15 protein-coding genes are annotated in these 16,187 nt (G+C 69.8%); 5 read left to right on the forward strand and 10 right to left on the reverse strand.

The window, feature by feature from the left end:
• Positions 1–12: 12 nt before the first annotated feature.
• Positions 13–648: a PH domain-containing protein gene (locus tag ACETWP_RS13680; protein WP_373972810.1), complete on the forward strand. Its 636-nt coding sequence runs from the start codon at positions 13–15 to the stop codon at positions 646–648.
• A gap of 22 nt (positions 649–670) precedes the next feature.
• Here the strand turns inward: ACETWP_RS13680 and ACETWP_RS13685 are convergent, their stop codons facing one another.
• The 6 genes from ACETWP_RS13685 to ACETWP_RS13710 all read right to left on the reverse strand — a co-directional run bounded on the left by ACETWP_RS13685 (position 671) and on the right by ACETWP_RS13710 (position 8,186).
• A complete protein-coding gene (locus tag ACETWP_RS13685) occupies positions 671–1,726 on the reverse strand; it encodes an ABC transporter permease (RefSeq protein ID WP_373972811.1) in 1,056 nt (351 codons plus the stop codon).
• The gene (locus ACETWP_RS13690) at positions 1,723–3,267 is read right to left on the reverse strand and encodes an ABC transporter permease (RefSeq protein ID WP_373972812.1); all 1,545 of its coding nucleotides are present in this window, start codon (positions 3,265–3,267) and stop codon (positions 1,723–1,725) included. The genes ACETWP_RS13685 and ACETWP_RS13690 overlap by 4 nt, the downstream gene beginning before the upstream one ends.
• Before the next feature lie 266 nt (positions 3,268–3,533).
• The gene (locus tag ACETWP_RS13695; protein ID WP_373972813.1) at positions 3,534–5,321 is read right to left on the reverse strand and encodes an ABC transporter family substrate-binding protein; all 1,788 of its coding nucleotides are present in this window, start codon (positions 5,319–5,321) and stop codon (positions 3,534–3,536) included.
• Positions 5,322–5,686: 365 nt separating this feature from the next.
• Positions 5,687–5,953, reverse strand: a complete 267-nt coding sequence (locus ACETWP_RS13700) for a DUF3253 domain-containing protein (RefSeq protein ID WP_373972814.1) — start codon at positions 5,951–5,953, stop codon at positions 5,687–5,689.
• Positions 5,954–5,958: 5 nt separating this feature from the next.
• Positions 5,959–6,507 (reverse strand): DoxX family protein, encoded by a 549-nt coding sequence (locus ACETWP_RS13705; protein ID WP_373972815.1) that lies wholly within the window; start codon positions 6,505–6,507, stop codon positions 5,959–5,961.
• A 65-nt stretch (positions 6,508–6,572) separates the two neighbouring features.
• Positions 6,573–8,186: a cryptochrome/photolyase family protein gene (locus ACETWP_RS13710; protein ID WP_373972816.1), complete on the reverse strand. Its 1,614-nt coding sequence runs from the start codon at positions 8,184–8,186 to the stop codon at positions 6,573–6,575.
• Positions 8,187–8,384: 198 nt separating this feature from the next.
• Here ACETWP_RS13710 and arfB point away from each other — a divergent pair, with 198 nt between their 5' ends.
• The gene (gene arfB, locus ACETWP_RS13715; RefSeq protein WP_373972828.1) at positions 8,385–8,825 is read left to right on the forward strand and encodes an alternative ribosome rescue aminoacyl-tRNA hydrolase ArfB; all 441 of its coding nucleotides are present in this window, start codon (positions 8,385–8,387) and stop codon (positions 8,823–8,825) included.
• Between the two features lie 143 nt (positions 8,826–8,968).
• Here arfB and ychF read toward each other — a convergent pair whose 3' ends face one another.
• The gene (ychF, locus tag ACETWP_RS13720) at positions 8,969–10,054 is read right to left on the reverse strand and encodes a redox-regulated ATPase YchF (protein WP_373972817.1); all 1,086 of its coding nucleotides are present in this window, start codon (positions 10,052–10,054) and stop codon (positions 8,969–8,971) included.
• Positions 10,055–10,108: 54 nt separating this feature from the next.
• Between ychF and ACETWP_RS13725 the strand changes: the two genes are divergently transcribed.
• On the forward strand, positions 10,109–11,383 hold the full coding sequence (locus ACETWP_RS13725) for a DNA recombination protein RmuC (RefSeq protein WP_373972818.1): 1,275 nt from the start codon (positions 10,109–10,111) through the stop codon (positions 11,381–11,383).
• Positions 11,384–11,486: 103 nt separating this feature from the next.
• Here ACETWP_RS13725 and ACETWP_RS13730 read toward each other — a convergent pair whose 3' ends face one another.
• Both ACETWP_RS13730 and ACETWP_RS13735 read right to left on the reverse strand, forming a co-directional pair.
• Positions 11,487–12,581: a 4-hydroxy-3-methylbut-2-enyl diphosphate reductase gene (locus ACETWP_RS13730; RefSeq protein ID WP_373972819.1), complete on the reverse strand. Its 1,095-nt coding sequence runs from the start codon at positions 12,579–12,581 to the stop codon at positions 11,487–11,489.
• Positions 12,582–12,591: 10 nt separating this feature from the next.
• Positions 12,592–13,527 carry a hypothetical protein gene (locus tag ACETWP_RS13735; protein ID WP_373972820.1) on the reverse strand — a complete coding sequence of 312 codons (936 nt, stop codon included), beginning with the start codon at positions 13,525–13,527 and terminating at the stop codon, positions 12,592–12,594.
• A gap of 100 nt (positions 13,528–13,627) precedes the next feature.
• Between ACETWP_RS13735 and xseA the strand changes: the two genes are divergently transcribed.
• A complete protein-coding gene (xseA, locus tag ACETWP_RS13740; protein WP_373972821.1) occupies positions 13,628–14,908 on the forward strand; it encodes an exodeoxyribonuclease VII large subunit in 1,281 nt (426 codons plus the stop codon).
• Positions 14,901–15,149, forward strand: coding sequence for an exodeoxyribonuclease VII small subunit (locus ACETWP_RS13745; protein ID WP_373972822.1), 249 nt, complete (start codon positions 14,901–14,903; stop codon positions 15,147–15,149). Before xseA ends, ACETWP_RS13745 begins: the two co-directional genes overlap by 8 nt.
• Here ACETWP_RS13745 and ACETWP_RS13750 read toward each other — a convergent pair.
• Positions 15,146–16,162 carry a PPK2 family polyphosphate kinase gene (locus ACETWP_RS13750; RefSeq protein ID WP_373972829.1) on the reverse strand — a complete coding sequence of 339 codons (1,017 nt, stop codon included), beginning with the start codon at positions 16,160–16,162 and terminating at the stop codon, positions 15,146–15,148. The genes ACETWP_RS13745 and ACETWP_RS13750 overlap by 4 nt on opposite strands.
• Positions 16,163–16,187: the final 25 nt, after the last annotated feature.

The raw sequence follows: 16,187 nt of genomic DNA on the forward strand, positions 1-16,187 counted from the left end.
AAACTATGGGGTATGACTTTCGCGTTGGACCCGTCCAAAGACTTCGTGTTCCGCCCGCGGTCCTCCAGGACCCTGGCGGGGGTGCTGATGGCGGCGTCCCTGGCCGGGGCGGTCGCGGTGCTGGCGACGGGCGGCTGGAGGTCCTGGTCGGCGGTGCTGCCGCTGGTCTTGGTCGGTTACGTCGCGTGGCTGCTCTTCTGGTTCCCGAAGGTGGTGGTCGGCGACGACGCGGTCACCCTGGTCAACCCGCTGCAGACCCTGGCCGTGCCCTGGGCGTCCATCATCCTGGTGGACACCAAGTACGCCCTGACGCTGGTGACTCCCTCCGGCCGCCACACCGCCTGGGCGGCCCCCGCGCCGGGTGCCACCGCCAGCCTGCGGGAGATGAAGCGCACGGCCAAGGCCGAGAAGCGGGACTCCTCGGGGACCCGCTACAAGAGCATCCGCCCGGGCGACCAGCACTCCAGCGACTCCGGCGTCGTCGCCGCCGTGGTCCGCCAGCGCCTCGAGCGGCTGGCCGAGGACGGAAGGATCGACGTCGACGCGACGAACTCCGCGAAGCCCGCCCGCAGCGTCCATGTGCTCCATGTCGGTGTCCTCCTCCTCCTGCTCGTGTTGACCTTCACGCTGCCGGCCCTGGCCGGGTAGCGGCGCCCCCTCCGACGGGCGGCTAGGGCGCCGTCGTCGTGGTGGGCGCCGGTGCCGCCGTGGCGGACCCGTGCGTCGAGCGGTCCTTGGCCCGGGCCGCGTTGAACTTCTTCTGCCGCGGGTCGAACGCGTCGCGCAGCCCGTCGCCGATGAAGTTGATGGACAGGCAGATCACGACGATGAACAGTCCGGGGAACCAGAACAGCCACGGCCGGGTGCTGAAGGCCTCCTGGTTGTTGGAGATCAGCGACCCCAGCGACACGTCGGGGGCCTTCACCCCCAGCCCCAGGTAGGACAGGCCGGTCTCCAGGAGGATCGCGGCGGACATCAGCAGCGTGACGTTCACGATGATGACGCCGACCGCGTTCGGCAGGATGTGCTTGAAGATGATGCGGCTGTTCGACGCCCCGGCGATGCGCGCCGCGTCCACGAACTCGCGCTCGCGGAGGGAAAGGAACTCGCCGCGGACCAGCCGGGACAGGCCCGTCCAGATGACCAGGCCGATGAACACGCCCAGCGCGATCGTCGCCATGTTGCCCTGCACCTTGTCGCCGGCGATGCGTCCGAGGACGGCGGCCAGGATCAGCAGCGGGATGATGATGATGATGTCGACGACGCGCATCAGGACCGATTCGATCCAGCCCCGGAAGTAGCCCGAGACGGCACCCACGACGACTCCGAGGAACCCGCCGACGGCCCCGATGACGAACATGATCATGATCGACTGCTGCGTTCCGCGCATGGTCATGGCGAAGTAGTCGCGGCCGATGCGGTCCTGGCCGAACGGGTGCTCGCCCCAGTTGAACAGGTGCACGAACGTCGGCCGCCCGCCGTTGATGGTCTCCGAGAACTGGGTGTGGTTGTACTTCCACCATCCGGGGACGCCGGCGAAGCCGATCGAGCTGAAGGCCAGGATGAAGATGAACACGAAGACGACGATCGACACGAGGGCGGCGGTGTTGCCGATGAAGCGCTTGCGGACGATCGCGCCCTGGGACAGGCCCTTGGTCTCCCGCGCCGGGGTCGCCGGCTCGTCGGGAAGCTGCGCCGAGGGCGTCACTGGATTGGGGGTCGTCATGCTTTCACCCTTACGCGTGGGTCGAGAACGGAGTACACAAGGTCGGCCACGAGGTTGAACACGAGGGCCAGGATGCCGGTCACCAGGAACACGCCCATGACGGGGTTCGGGTCCGGGATCGGCGCGAGGGAGGCGACGAACAGGTTGCCCATGCCGGTGAAGGCGAACACCCGCTCGGTGATCACCGCGCCGCCGATGAGTCCGCCGATGTCGAAGGCGACCAGGGTGGCCAGCGGGATGAGCGCGTTGCGGAAGGCGTGCCGCATGACGACCGTGCGCTCGGAGAGGCCCTTGGCCCGCGCCGTGCGGACGTAGTCCATCTGCATGATCTCCAGCATGGACGAGCGCGAGTAGCGGGAGTAGCTCGCCAGCGACACGAGCAGCAGGGCGATCGTCGGCAGCAGGAGGTGGGTGTAGGTGTCGAGGCTCTGGATCCACCAGTTGCCCTCGAGGTTCGGCGTCGAGGATCCGATCGTGGCGATCGGGCGCCCGCGCACGCGCGGGTTCTGGAAGTAGTTGGGCCACTCCACCATGAAGCGGTCCAGGATCACGATCCCGGCGACGAGGAAGCCGGTGATGCCGGCCGCGCGCATGGACTGCCCGCGGTCGTAGCCCCCCATGAACCAGCCGACGGCGCAGCCGATGAGCGCGGCCACGATGAACACCAGGGCGATCCCGAGGGCGGTGACCTCCGAGAAGACCGGGTTCAGGACGTAGTAGCCCACGACGCCGACGGGCACCATGATGAGCGCCGAGTAGAGCGCCTTGCGGTTCTTGACCCCCGCCGTCAGCTGCGTCATCAGGTAGGCCACCCCGACACCGGTGAGGGCGATGAGGATCGGCCCCAGGCCCGGGTTGGTGAACCAGCCGGTCACGGACAGCAGGACCATGAGGCCGGCGGTCACTCCGGCGCCGACGGCGAAGCCGATGCCGCGCCGGACCGCGTTGCCGCTCATGAAGAGCACCACGACGAGTCCGATGAAGGCCGCCGTGATGACGATCGCCGTCGGACTGAACGACGGTTCCCTGAGGAAGTCGTTGAACCCGATCGCGCCGAACTCCTTGAGCAGGACGGCGAGCCAGAAGATCGGCAGGGAGAAGAAGAGGAAGGCCATGAAGGTGACCGAGTAGTCCAGCGTGCTGTACTGCCGCAGGGCCGTGACGATGCCCAGCGTGATGCCGAAGACGATCGCGAGGATGGTGGAGGCCGTGATGAGCAGGATGGTCTGCCCCATCGCGCGGCCCAGGGCGTCCGTCACGGGCTCGCCGTTCAGCATGAGCCCGAGGTCGCACTGGCCCACGAAGGGCACGAAGCACTGGACCGCCCCGCCGAGCCACTTGAAGAAGCGGATCGGCGGCGGCGTGGTCAGGTCCAGCAGCTCGGTCCGCTGCTGCATCAGGGCGTCCTTGTTGGGGAGGTTGCTCTCGCGCAGGTCCGCCAGCGGATCGCCCGCGGCGGCCGTCAGCTGGTAGACGAGGAAGGATGCCCCAAAGAGGATGAGCACGGCGGTGATAAGCCGCCGGACGATGTAGGTCACCATAGGAAATAAGCCTCAGTTAGAAGAACCCGGGGATCACCCGGTATTGCTTTCGCAGAAGTGTAGTTCACCTCACCACACGCCGGAAGCTGGGACATCCCAATCGCTTCCGCCCGCGAGGTCAAGGAACCTGCACGCCCGCCGGACATGGGCCCAATCGGTGGAAACCTTTCCACGCGGTGCCTTCGGGGGCACCAGAAAGCGCCGGAACCTGGTGCTTCGGTCCCGGCGCCTCCTAGTGCTTGTTCCCTAGATGCGGGGGCGATCCGTTACTGCTTGACGGACCAATCCCAGAAGTTCCACCACACGCCCGTCTGGTTCGGCATGTACTGGACGCCCTCGATGTTGGAGGAGTACGCGTCCACGCCGACCGGCTGGAAGAGCGGCAGGCCGTAGCCCGAGTCCCAGATCAGCTTGTCGATCTGGATCTGCAGCTTCTCCTGCTCGGCCCGGTCCGTGGTGACGATGAGCTCGTCCATGAGGGCATCCGCCTCGGCGCTCTTGAAGCCGCTGAAGTTGGAGGAGCTCTCGCTGCCGAAGATCTGCGGCACGCCGGTCACGCCGACGCCGGAGGAGATCCAGCCGAAGATCGAGGCGTCGTAGGTGCCGGTGCCCAGCGCCGCGCCCCACTCGGAACCGCCCAGGCCGCCGTCGACGACCTTGAACCCGGCCTGCCCGGCCGACTCCGCGATCAGCGTGTAGGCGTCGACGCGGTTGGGGTTGTCCTTGTTGTACATGATCTTGACCTCGGGAGTCTTGCCGTCCAGCAGCTCCTTGGCGGTCTCGATGTTGGCTTCCTGGAACTCCGAGGAGCCGTTGTTGGCGGCCGACTCGGCGTACGCGGCGTTCGCCGGGACGAAGAGCTGGGAATCCAGCGGCGTGGCCTCCGGGTCCAGCTTCTTCAGGATGGTGTCGACGATCTGCTGGCGCGGGACCGCGTGCATGAACGCCTTGCGGACGTTCTCGTCCTTGAAGACGCCGCTGAAGTTCAGGTCGAGGTGGTCGTAGGACAGCTGCTCGCCCTTCTCCACCACGACGGCGTCCCCGAGTGCCTCGAGCTGCTCGAGGGTGTCGGCGGAAGCCTGCGGGGCGATGATGTCGACCTCGCCGTTCTTCAGCGCCTGGACCTGCGCCGGTGCCTCGCCGATGTAGCGGACGACGATGGAGTCGACCTTCGGCATCGGGCCCCAGTTGTAGGCCTCGTTGCGCACGAGCGTCATCGACTGGTCCGGGACGATGCTGTCCACGATGAACGGGCCGGAGGACAGGTACAGGGACTCGTCGTCCGGCATGGTCTTCGTGTCGTAGCCCGTGTTCCAGAAGTCGGCGACGGCCTTGAGTTCCTTGTTGGTCTCGGCCGGCTTCTCCGGATCGCCCTTCGGGGTCTCCATGATCAGCTTGGAAAGCGCGGCCTGGTCCATGCCGGCCTTCTCCGCGGCGACGTGCGCCGGGGTCAGGACGCCGAAGGAGATCTCCCAGTCGGCGAAGGGCTTGGAGTAGGTCAGGGTGACGGAGCGGTTGTCGTCGCCGACCTCCGGGACGTCGGTCAGCGACAGGCCGGAGGTGTCGCCGGCGTACTGGAAGTACTGCGTGCCCTCGGTGACGGCACCCTCTTCGTCGAACTTGGCGTCGTCGAAGCGGGCGGACATGACGGCCCAGGCCAGAAGCATGTCGTCGGCGTCGATGGCCTCGCCGTCGGACCAGGTGACACCCTCGTTGATCGTGTACTTGACGGTCAGCGGGTCCTCGGAGACGACCTCGTACTTGCCGAACTGCTCGTTCTTGACGATTTCGAGGTTGTTGTCGATGTAGTTGAAGCTCGAGGTGGTCGTGTAGGCAATCTTGGAGTTGATATCCACATTGCCCTTGGCCGTGTTCGAGTTGAACGAGCTGAATGCGTTCACTTCGACGACGCGGACTTCTCCGCCCGTGGCGGCTTCCGAGCTGCCGGCAGCGGACGAATTGTTGGTGTTGCCGGTGCTCGCCGCGCAGGCGCTGAGCGCCAGAGCAGCCGCGGCACCTACGGCAACAGCCTTGGAAATACGCGTGAAACGCATTCCGCCTCCTTGTTTGTTTAGGTGTGTTTACAAGCCAAGCTCTGCACTTGGCTCTGACGACGCCGGTGTTCGTGGCGCGTCTCACATGGGAAAACCTTAGACCGGAGGGTGGGGGGTTGGATATAAAAATCTCGCTTCAGAATGCGATGTTATGGAGTCGCAACTTAAAGAGGGGTACGTCACATTCCCCGTCCGTTTTCCCCGCAACGCCGGGGAACCGCGGGAACTCAAGGATTTCTTTCAGATTGGGTTCGGCCAACCAGTCTGCGGATGTGACGCGGCTTTTCCGTCAAGAAGTCGGAAAATAAATCCGCCCTTCCGGCGCGCCGCGCGCGCCCCGCCCGCCACGGCCGCCGGAGACGGGGTCAGCCGGCCACCCATCCGATGCGCAGGGGCCCCTTGGCGGTCCGCCCGTCGACGATCTCCCCGCGCTGCAGAATGGCGACAGCACGCTCGTCGGCGAGACCGAACGCCGCCTCGCGGACCGGCTGCATGAGCCTCCTCCAGTCCTGCGGGTCCAGGGAACGGGCGACCTCCGACGGACAGATCGTCCGGCCCCTCCCCCGGGCCTCCGCGAGGCGGAGGATCTCGGCGCGCAGCACGTCGCGCTCGGGAACGGCGCGCCCGGACACCCCCGTCACCGACCCCGCCGCCGGACGGCGCCGCCCAGCACCGCGCGGTCCCGCCAGGCACCCGTCGACCAGAGGGCCCAGACCACCAGCAGCGGCTGGAAGGCAAGGCGGGCCGCGCGCGCCGTGTCCGTGGACAGCCCGAAGGCATCGGCGCGGCTCGCGAACTGGGCGATGTTACCCGGGAAGATCGCCACGAAGAAGGCGGCCGTCGCCCATCCGACGGGGACGCGGTGCCGGGGCGCCAGCAGCAGCGCGGCGCCCAGCGCCAACTCGACGACGCCCGAGAGCACGACGACGAGGTCGGCATCCAACGGCACCCACGCGGGGACCTGGGCCGCGAACTCACGGCGTGCGAAGCCGAGGTGGCCCGCACCGGCGAACAGCAGCACGAGCCCCAGGACGGCCGCGGCGATCCTCCGGGCCGGGCCCAGGGGACGGCTGCCGCGCGGTCCGCGGAGCGCCGGCGCCCCCTGCGCACCGGAGGGGCCCTGCGGCCCGGGTCCCTCCCGCGGGCCGTCGGCGGGCGGGCCGGGAAGCGGCTCTGCGGGACTCATCCGCCCACGGTAGCACCGCTCGTTCCACCCTGGAGATGGTTGGGCGGTCTCCGTTCCGCGCACCGTCAGGGGGCGCGCGTTGTTCCGCGCTCCGGCGTCGTTCTCAGCAGTGCCGTGTCGCTCCCGGCGTCGAGCAGCGCCGCGGCGCGGCGTCGATGGATCTCCCGCGTGCCCGGGTCCATGGCGTCGAGCTGCGCGAGGACCATCCGCAGGCGAGGGTTCCCCTCCAGGACCGCGCGGTGGTCCTCGACGAACGTCCAGTACAGGCCGTCCCACGCGGGCATCCACTCTCCCGCAGGCAGGTCCGACATCTTCCGCAGGTAGTTGCTGCCCGACACGTAGGGCTTGGTGGTGATCTCCTCCCCCGCCGCGAACTGGCTCATCGCGTAGACATTGGGGACCATGACCCAGTCGTACGCGTCGATGAACAGCTCCATGAACCATTCGTAGACCCGGTCGGGATGGATCCGCAGCAGGGACATCGCGTTGCCGAGCACCATCAGCCGCTCGATGTGGTGGGCGTACCCGGTGGCGAGCACGCGGGAGACGACCATGTCCACGGGCGCCAGCCCGGTGGTCGCGTCCCACCAGCCGTCCCCGAGCGCGTGCCGGTGGTCGAACCGATTGGCGGTGCGCATCCGGCGGCCGCTGGTGCGGTAGGTGGCGCGCATGTATTCCCGCCAGCCGACCACCTGCCGCACGAACCCCTCGACGGAGGCGAGCGGGGTGTGGCGGTCGGCGCCCTCGAGGACCGTCCGCACGACGTCGCGCGGATCCAGCAGCCCGATGTTCAGCGCGGCGGTCAGCAGTCCGTGGGCGATGAACGGATGCGCCGTGGAGATCGCGTCCTCGTAGGGACCGAAGTCGTGCAGGCGTTCGCGGACGAACTCCTGCAGATGCTCGCGGGCTTCGTCGCCGCTGGTGGGCCAGGCGAACAGGTGGGGGTCCCCGGGGGCGTGGGGGAACTCGGCGCCCACCCAGGCGATCGCGAGCTCGACCTCCCGGGGCGTCCCGCCGCCCGCCGCGTCAGCGCCCGGCATCAGCGCGTCGATGTCGAAGGTCCCCTCGCGCCGGAGGACGGGATGGCGCGCGAAGCGGCCCACCACGTGCGGCGCGTAGCCGCGGGGAAGCCCCTTGCGGTTGTCGGCGTCGAAGGACCACCTCCCGCCGACGGGTTCGCCGTCGTCGACGAGGATGCCGAGCCGGCGACGCTGCCACACGTAGAAGTCCTGCAGGTGGGAGTCGTGGCGCGAGAACCAGTCGTCGATCTGCTGCCGGTCGGTGAGGAAGTTCGGCGTCTCCAGCACGTGCTCGGGGCGCATCCGGTAGCCGCCGTCGGCGAGCCCGGCGATCAGATCCCGCTCGAGCCAGTCGTCGACCACGTCGAACCAGGTCACCTGCGCCGGGCCGCGGTTGCGCACGAACTGCGCGAGCTGGTCGCGGGAGCCGCGGTCGGCATCGCTTTCGAGGACCTCAACCTCGTAGCCGTGGTCCATGAGGAGACGGGCGAAGCGGGCCATCGACGCGCGGTGCAGGACCAGCTTGTGGGAATGGAACGCGTACTGGCGGAAGAGGAGGTCGTGCTCGATGAGCACGAACACGGTGTCCCCGGCCACGTCGAGGTGCTGCTCGAAGAGCTGGTGCGGCAGGACGAGGCGCACACGCGGGCCGGATTCCATACCCCCACGATAGTGGGGCGGCCCCGGGCCGAGGGCCGCCGTCGGGTCAGGCGTTGAAGCGGAACCTCACCACGTTCCATCGCCACATCACCTCCGGTTCGTGCACGCGGTCATGCGCGATGCATGGCATCCAGCCTTGGCTGCTTCCGACCGGTACTGATCGCGGCATCCACCACGGAGTTGCGGGATAATGATCATGTGGACTACCTGCATGTGCCCCCGGGACCCGGCGCGCCCCGCGGCCTTCGCATACCGGCGGGAGAGCTGGTCGAGCAGTTCTCCCGAGCCTCCGGCCCTGGCGGTCAGGGCGTCAACACCGCCGACTCGCGTGTGCAACTCAGTCTCGATCTACGCACGACAACGGCCCTGAGCGAGGTCCAACGCGAACGCGCCCTCGACCGGCTCGCCGAGAGAGTCTCGGGCACGGTGCTGACCATCAGCGCCTCCGAGCACCGTGCCCAGCGGCTCAATAGGACTGCGGCGAGGCAACGCCTCGCCGCGGTCCTGCGGGATGCAGTGGTTCCCCCGGTCGTCCGGCGATTGAGCCGTCCCACGGGTGGCTCGCGGCGTCGTCGGCTCGAGGGAAAACGCAGGCGCTCCGAAACCAAGCGCAACCGACGGCGCCCTGATTCCGAATGACCTGCCTGCGTGCGCGCATCGCCGGGCACTCTCCCAGTCGCTAAACCGAGCAGCAACGCGATTCGGCCGAGCCCCTGTTCCGATGGCGCGGATGATGGGGCTCGCGGACGGGCCGGCTCCACAGCTCCGGATGAGAGCCGAGGCTAGACGTTGAAGCGGAACTCCACCACGTCGCCGTCGCGCATGACGTAGTCCTTGCCCTCGATGCGGGCCTTGCCGGCGGACTTCGCCGCGGCGACCGACCCGGCGTCGACCAGGTCGTCGAAACCGATCACCTCGGCCTTGATGAAGCCGCGCTGGAAGTCGGTGTGGATCACGCCCGCGGCCTGGGGGGCGGTGTCTCCCTTGTGGATCGTCCAGGCGCGCGATTCCTTGGGACCGGCGGTGAGGTAGGTCTGCAGGCCCAGGGTCTCGAAGCCCACCCGGGCCAGCTTGTCCAGCCCGGATTCGGCGTAGCCGGCGTCCTCGAGCATCTCGGCGGCCTCCTCCTCGGTCAGCTCGGCCAGCTCGGACTCGAACTGCGCGTCCAGGAAGATGGCCTCGGCCGGGGCGACAAGGGCGGAGAGCTCGGCCTGCATCTCGGCGTTGGCCAGCCCGGCCTCGTCGGTGTTGAAGACGTAGATGAACGGCTTGGTGGTCATCAGCTGCAGCGGCGCGATTTCCTCGAGGTCCACCTTCGCGGCGGCGGCCCCGGCGAACAGGGTCTTGCCCTCCTCCAGCACCTTCTGCGCGGCCTTGACCGTCTCGATGAAGGACGCCTCGATCTTCTTCGCGCGCAGTTCCTTCTCGAGCCGCGGCATCTGGTTCTCGATGGTCTGCAGGTCCGCGAGGATCAGCTCGGTGGAGATGGTCTCGATGTCCGACGCCGGGTTCACCTCGCCGTCGACGTGGACCACGTCGGAGTCCTCGAACACACGGGTCACCTGGCAGATCGCGTCGGCCTCGCGGATGTTGGCCAGGAACTTGTTGCCCAGGCCCTCGCCCTCGGACGCGCCCTTGACGATGCCGGCGATGTCCACGAAGGAGACCGTCGCGGGCAGGACGCGCTCGCTGCCGAAGATGCCGGCCAGCGTCGCCAACCGCGGGTCCGGCAGCGGGACGACGCCGACGTTGGGTTCGATGGTCGCGAACGGATAGTTGGCCGCGAGCACCTGCGCACGGGTGAGGGCGTTGAAGAGGGTTGACTTGCCGACGTTGGGCAGTCCGACGATTCCGATAGTAAGAGCCACGGGAGACGAGTCTACCTGCCGCAAACTGTCGGCGCTGGCTGGCAGAGTGGTTCCATGGATGCTTTCGGCTGGTTAGTGGCGGGCCTCACCCTCCTGCTCGGGGCGCTCGCGGGCGCCGGTTCGCTGTGGTGGTTCGCGGTGCGGGGGTCGCTTTCCGGGTTGCGGGCGGAGAACGACGACGCGGCGCGGCGCCTCGGGGAGGCGTCGAACCGGCTGGCGGGCGCGGAGGCGGAGAACGCGTTGCTGCGCGCCCACGCGGCGGAGGACCGCGAGCGCGGCCGGCAGGACCATGCCGTGCTGGCCGCGCTCTCCCCCGTGGCCGAGAAGCTGCGGCAGGTCCAGTCCCAGGTCGCGCTGCTCGAACGCGACCGCGTGGAGCAGTACGGGCAGCTGAGCCAGCAACTGGTCGCCGCGGCGGAACAGGACGCGGCGTTGCTGCGGACCACCTCGTCGTTGGCGGGAGCTTTGCGCAACAACGCCGCCCGCGGCGTCTGGGGCGAGGTGCAGCTACGCCGGGTGGTCGAGGCGGCGGGCATGCTCGAGCACGTCGACTTCAGCGAGCAGGTGGTCACGCCCGGCGGGCAGCGTCCGGACCTGGTGGTCTCACTGCCCGGCGGGAAGAGCGTCGCCGTCGACGCCAAGGTGCCGCTGAACTCCTACCTCGAGGCGCAGGAGCTGGACACGGACGCCGATCCCGGCCTGCGCGCCCGCCAGGCGGAGCTTCTGGCGGCGCACGCCAAGGCGCTGCGCGCGCACGTGGACACGCTCGGGTCCAAAAGGTACTGGGACGGGGTCGCCGGAAGCCCCGAACTGGTGGTCTGCTTCCTGCCGGCGGAGTCCTTCCTGGCGGCCGCCCTGTCCGCGGACCCGGGCCTGCTGGACCACGCCTTCTCCAAGAACGTCGCCCTCGCCTCGCCCGCGACGCTCCTGTCCATCCTCAAGGGACTCGCCTTCGCCTGGCGCCAGGAGCTGCTCACCGAGAACGCCCGGGCCCTCTTCGACCAGTCCCGCGAGCTCTACGAGCGCCTGGGCACGATGGGCGGCCACGTCGCGCGGCTCGGCGGTTCGCTGAAGGCCAGCGTCGAGAAGTACAACGCCTTCGTCGGCGCCCTCGAGTCGCGGGTGCTGCCCTCGGCCCGGCGGATCCAGGAATTGGATCCGGGGCTGGGAAGCGCCGCGGCCTCGGGCCGCACTCGCCTGGAGGCGCCGCCGCTCGAGTCCACCCCGCGCGTGCTCAGCGCCACGGAACTCCTGGACGAGCGCCAGCTGGCGGAGAACGCCACCGGCGGACGGGACGGGGCCGACGGCGCGTCGGCCCGGGCGGGCTGACGCGGCACGTCCGATGCGCAGGCTGCGTGCCCCGTCCACGCGGGCGGGCCGATCGCACGGCTGATCCCACGGGCGGGCCGACGCGCGAGGCGCCGGCCGTCCGCTAGCCGCTCGTGCGCGCCCCGCGGCCGCCGAGGCCGACGGTGGCGTCGCCGGCCTCCTTGAGCTTCGCGCGCAGCTCCTTGGGCAGCGAGAACAGGATGTCCTCCTGCGCCGTCACCACTTCCTCGGCCGGGCCGAAGCCGTAGTCGTCCAGCAGGTGCAGCACCTCGCGCACCAGGACCTCGGGCACGGACGCGCCGGAGGTCACGCCGACGGTCCCGACACCCTCGAACCAGGTCTCGTCGATTTCATTGGCGTAGTCCACGCGGTAGGCCGCGCGCGCGCCGTACTCCAGTGCCACCTCCACCAGGCGGACGGAGTTCGAGGAGTTCGAGGAACCGACCACGAGCACCAGATCGGCCTGTGGCGCGATCTTCTTGATCGCGGTCTGGCGGTTGGAGGTGGCGTAGCAAATGTCGTCGCTGGGCGGATCCTGCAGGTTGGGGAAGCGCTCGCGCAGGCGGCGGACGGTCTCCATGGTCTCGTCGACGGAGAGCGTCGTCTGTGAGAGCCAGATCAGCCGGTCCGGGTCGCGCACCTGGATCGTGGCGGCCTCCTCCGGGTTGTTCACGATCTGGGTGTGTTCCGGCGCCTCGCCGTAGGTTCCCTCCACCTCTTCGTGGCCCTCGTGGCCGATGAGGAGGATCTCGTAGTCGTCCCTGGCGAACCGCACCGCCTCGCGGTGCACCTTCGTCACCAGCGGGCAGGTCGCGTCGATGGTGCGCAGGTTGCGGTCCTCGGCCGACTGGACGACGGCCGGGCTGACGCCGTGGGCGGAGAAGATCACGAGGGCGCCTTCTGGCACCTCGTCCGTCTCCTCGACGAAGATGGCCCCGCGCTCCTCCAGCGTGGTGACCACGTGCAGGTTGTGGACGATCTGCTTGCGCACGTAGACGGGCGGCCCGTAGTGCTCCAGGGCCTTCTCCACCGCGATGACGGCGCGGTCTACGCCGGCGCAGTAGCCGCGCGGGGCCGCCAGCAGCACGCGCTTCGGACCGGCGACCGGGGACGCGGCCGCCACGTCCTCGGGGCTGCGGCGCCGGCGCGGGACCGAGGGCATGGGGACGGAGACCGGAACGGAGGAGCTGGAAGGCATACCCCCGATTCTAGCGGGTCGCCGCCGGCCTCCTCAGGACGCGCAGCGCGACCCCGGTGGCCGCGACGGCGCAGCCCGCCACCAGCGTCCACCAGGCCAGGGGGACGGCTTGGGTCGCCAGGCCCTCCATCAGGGTGTGTCCCACGAGCGCCTCGATCCGCCCGGCCCCGTCCCCGGGATCCGCCGCACCGGAAGCCGCGGCACCGGATGCCGCACGCGACGCGAGGGCGAGCGCCGCGCCGCCGAGGACGGCCACGACCGTCCCGCCGAGCGTGAGGACCCACCACCGGCCGCGGGCGTCCGCGAGCAGCAGCGATGCCAGGGCCGCCACGGCGGAGGCCACGGCCCACCAGCCCCACTGCGCCGAGAGCCGAACCGCCCCGGCGAGCGTTTCGGGCGCGACGTCCGCCGGGTCCGGCACCCCGAGTTCGACCGAGATGTCGAGCCTGTCCCCCAGCGGCTCCACCAGCGGGCCGAGCCCGAAGCGGTCCGCCGCCTCCTGCAGGCGCGCGTGGCCCAAAACAGCCAGCGGCCGCAGCTCCAGGGCCGCGGTCGCCGAGGATCCCGCTCCCCCGGGCAAGTCCCCGGCGCCCACGGCCTCCAGGCGGGCGACGTAGCGTTCCCGCGTGAGGTCGACGGTCTCGAGCCAGGCCCCGCGGAAGTCCGGCTCCGCAAGGGCCGTGGAGACGGCTTCCGAGGCAGCCCGTTCGAGGAGCGGAGCGACGACGGCCGGGATCTCCGCGCGATCCGGCACCTGCTCCAGCAGCCGCGCCGAGAGCTCCGCCGCCAGCGCGTCGCGAAGCCGCGGGTCATCGGCCAGCGGACCGGCGATCTGCCGCGCGGGCTCCGCGGTGCGGGCCAGGCGGTCGACCCCGAAACCGGCGACGGCTCCCACGGCGAGGACGGCCGCGACGACCATCAGCAGGGCCGCCCAGATCGCACGCATGTCGTTCTCCTTCCGGCACCGCCGTGGCGGCGTGCCCGATTTGTCCCACCTTACTGATAGTTATGGAGGGTGCCGGAGGGACCGGCCGGGAAGGAAGTCCGTGGACGAGGAACGTGCTGGGCCGACGACCGTGCCAGCGACGGCGGCGGACACCTCCCCCGAATCGCCGTGGCCCCTGCGGCTCTTCTCGGAAAAGCTCAAGCAGCACATCGAGCGCTCCCCGGACGTCTGGATCGAGGGCCAGCTGCTGGAGGCGAACATCCGCAACGGCCACGCCTACCTGACCATGCGCGACGTCGACGTCGAGTACTCGCTCTCCGTCACGGTCTGGGCTTCGGTCATGCGCACGCTGGAATCCCGGCCGGAAGTCGGCGCACGGGTGGTCGCCCGGGTCCGCCCGAACCTCTACCTGAAGACCGGCAGGCTCTCCATGAACGCCTCAGACCTCAGGCCCGTGGGGCTGGGCGACCTGCTGGTCCGGCTCGAGCGGCTCCGCCAGGCGCTGCAGGCCGAGGGCCTGTTCGACACGGCGCGCAAGCGCCCCCTCCCCGTGCTGCCCCGCCGCGTGGGGCTGATCACCGGGCGCAACTCGGACGCCGAGAAGGACGTGCTGCGCAACGCCTCCCTGCGCTGGCCGGGCGTGGAGTTCGAGGTCCGCAACACCGCCGTCCAGGGCCAGAACGCGGTGCGCGAAATCGTGCAGGCCCTGCGTGAACTCGACGCCCTGGACGCCGTCGACGTGATCGTGATCGCGCGCGGCGGCGGCGCGCTGGAGGATCTCCTGCCGTTCAGCTCCGAGGACCTGGTCCGCGCGGTCGCGGCGGCCTCCACCCCGGTGGTCAGCGCCATCGGGCACGAGGCCGACCGGCCCATCCTGGACGACGTGGCGGACCTCCGCGCCTCGACGCCGACGGACGCCGCCAAGCGGATCGTGCCGGACGTGGGCGAGGAGCGCCAGCGGATCCAGCAGGCCCGGCTTCGGCTGGACCGCGCGGTCCGGCAGTTCCTCGAGCGCGAGTCCCACCGCCTGGAGTCGCTGCGCACGCGCCCCGTGATGTCCCAGCCCTCCGGCATGGTGGACGTGCGCGCCGAGGACGTCCGGCGGCTCCGCCAGCGCTCCCTTCATTCGATGCGCGCGGCGCTGTCCCGGGGGTCCGACGCCGTCGCGCACCTGCGCGCCCAGGTCCGGGCGCTGTCGCCGCAACAGACGCTGGACCGCGGCTACGCGGTGGTGCAGGCCGCCGCCGACGGCGCGGTCGTCCGCGATCCGGCGGACGCCCCCGCCGGCACCCGCCTCGCGGTGAGGGTCGCCCGGGGCCGGTTCGACGCCGTCGTGCTGCCACCAGATGAATCCACAGCGAAGGGAAACTCGCATGACTGACACCGGTACGAACGCCCGCCCCCTGCACACGGATGTCGCGGAACTCAACTACGAACAGGCCCGCGAGGAGCTCGTCGCCGTCGTCTCCCAGCTGGAGGCCGGCGGCGCCAGCCTGGAGCAGTCCCTGGCCCTGTGGGAGCGCGGCGAGGCCCTGGCCGAGCGCTGCGAGGCGTGGCTCGAGGGCGCGCGCCAGCGGCTCGAGGCCGCCCGCGCGAGGGCCGACGAGGGTTCGGACGCCTAGACGGAGGCCGCGAGGCGCAGCTTCTGCTCCTTGACGTCGAAGTCGGCGGCCGGCCACTGCGGGTCGATGTCCTGCAACGCCTCGATGAGCAGCTGCTGCACGGCGATGCGCGCGTACCACTTGTGGTTGGCCGGGACGACGTACCAGGGCGCCTCGTCGGTGTTCGTCTGCCGGATCGCGAGTTCGTAGGCCTCCATGTAGTCGTCCCAGACCGCGCGTTCGTCGATGTCCGCGGGGCTGAACTTCCAGTGCTTGTCCGGGCGGTCGAGCCGCTCGGCGAGCCGATCGTGCTGCTCGCCCTTGGAGATGTGCAGCATCACCTTGATCACGCGGGTGCCCGATCCGGCCAGGCCGGCCTCGAGCTCGCGGATGGCGCCGTACCGGCGCTCGATCTCCTCCGGCGCCGACAGCCCCCGGACGCGGTGGATCAGCACGTCCTCGTAGTGCGACCGGTCGAAGACGCCCAGCATGCCTTCCTCCGGAAGGCGCTTCTCGATGCGCCAGAGGAAGTCGTGCCGCAGTTCGGCGCGGGTGGGCGCCTTGAACGCGTGGTGGCTCACGCCCTGGGGATCCACGGACCCGATGACGTGCCGGACGATCCCGCCCTTCCCGGCCGTGTCCATGGCCTGGAGGATCAGCAGCACGCGGTCCTTTTTCTCGCCGATGCGCGACTCGGCGAAGTAGCGCTCCTGAAGCTGGCTGAGCACGTCGTCGGCCGCCTTCAGCGTCTCCTTGCCCTCGGCCTTCCGGCCCCGGTAGCCGGGGGTGGAGTTGGGGTCGATCGTGGCCAGGCTGACGTGCTGCGGGGCACGCAGCGCGGCGCTGGGCCGCACGTCGAATCCGAGCACCCCCGCCGGCTCCACCGGGGAGGACTTCGGGGCCGCCGCGGCCTTGGCGGCCTGCGTGCCCTTGCCGTTCTTGGCGCCCTTGGCGGTCTTGTCGTTCTTGGCGACCTTGCCGTTCTTGGCGACTTTGTCGTTCTTGGTGCTTTTGCCGTTCTTCTGCTGTCCCATGGCCCAACTATGCCATCCCGGCCCC

Source organism: Arthrobacter halodurans, from assembly GCF_041877255.1.
GTDB lineage: Bacteria > Actinomycetota > Actinomycetes > Actinomycetales > Micrococcaceae > Arthrobacter_N > Arthrobacter_N halodurans.

Excerpts from the sequence above, each read along its gene's own strand:
- ACETWP_RS13680 (WP_373972810.1), top strand. The coding sequence starts at position 13 with ATGACTTTCGCGTTGGACCCGTCCAAAGACTTCGTGTTCCGCCCGCGG.
- ACETWP_RS13685 (WP_373972811.1), bottom strand. The coding sequence starts at position 1,726 with ATGACGACCCCCAATCCAGTGACGCCCTCGGCGCAGCTTCCCGACGAG.
- ACETWP_RS13690 (WP_373972812.1), bottom strand. The coding sequence starts at position 3,267 with ATGGTGACCTACATCGTCCGGCGGCTTATCACCGCCGTGCTCATCCTC.
- ACETWP_RS13695 (WP_373972813.1), bottom strand. The coding sequence starts at position 5,321 with ATGCGTTTCACGCGTATTTCCAAGGCTGTTGCCGTAGGTGCCGCGGCT.
- ACETWP_RS13705 (WP_373972815.1), bottom strand. The coding sequence starts at position 6,507 with ATGAGTCCCGCAGAGCCGCTTCCCGGCCCGCCCGCCGACGGCCCGCGG.
- ACETWP_RS13710 (WP_373972816.1), bottom strand. The coding sequence starts at position 8,186 with ATGGAATCCGGCCCGCGTGTGCGCCTCGTCCTGCCGCACCAGCTCTTC.
- ACETWP_RS13725 (WP_373972818.1), top strand. The coding sequence starts at position 10,109 with ATGGATGCTTTCGGCTGGTTAGTGGCGGGCCTCACCCTCCTGCTCGGG.
- ACETWP_RS13730 (WP_373972819.1), bottom strand. The coding sequence starts at position 12,581 with ATGCCTTCCAGCTCCTCCGTTCCGGTCTCCGTCCCCATGCCCTCGGTC.
- ACETWP_RS13735 (WP_373972820.1), bottom strand. The coding sequence starts at position 13,527 with ATGCGTGCGATCTGGGCGGCCCTGCTGATGGTCGTCGCGGCCGTCCTC.
- ACETWP_RS13745 (WP_373972822.1), top strand. The coding sequence starts at position 14,901 with ATGACTGACACCGGTACGAACGCCCGCCCCCTGCACACGGATGTCGCG.
- ACETWP_RS13750 (WP_373972829.1), bottom strand. The coding sequence starts at position 16,162 with ATGGGACAGCAGAAGAACGGCAAAAGCACCAAGAACGACAAAGTCGCC.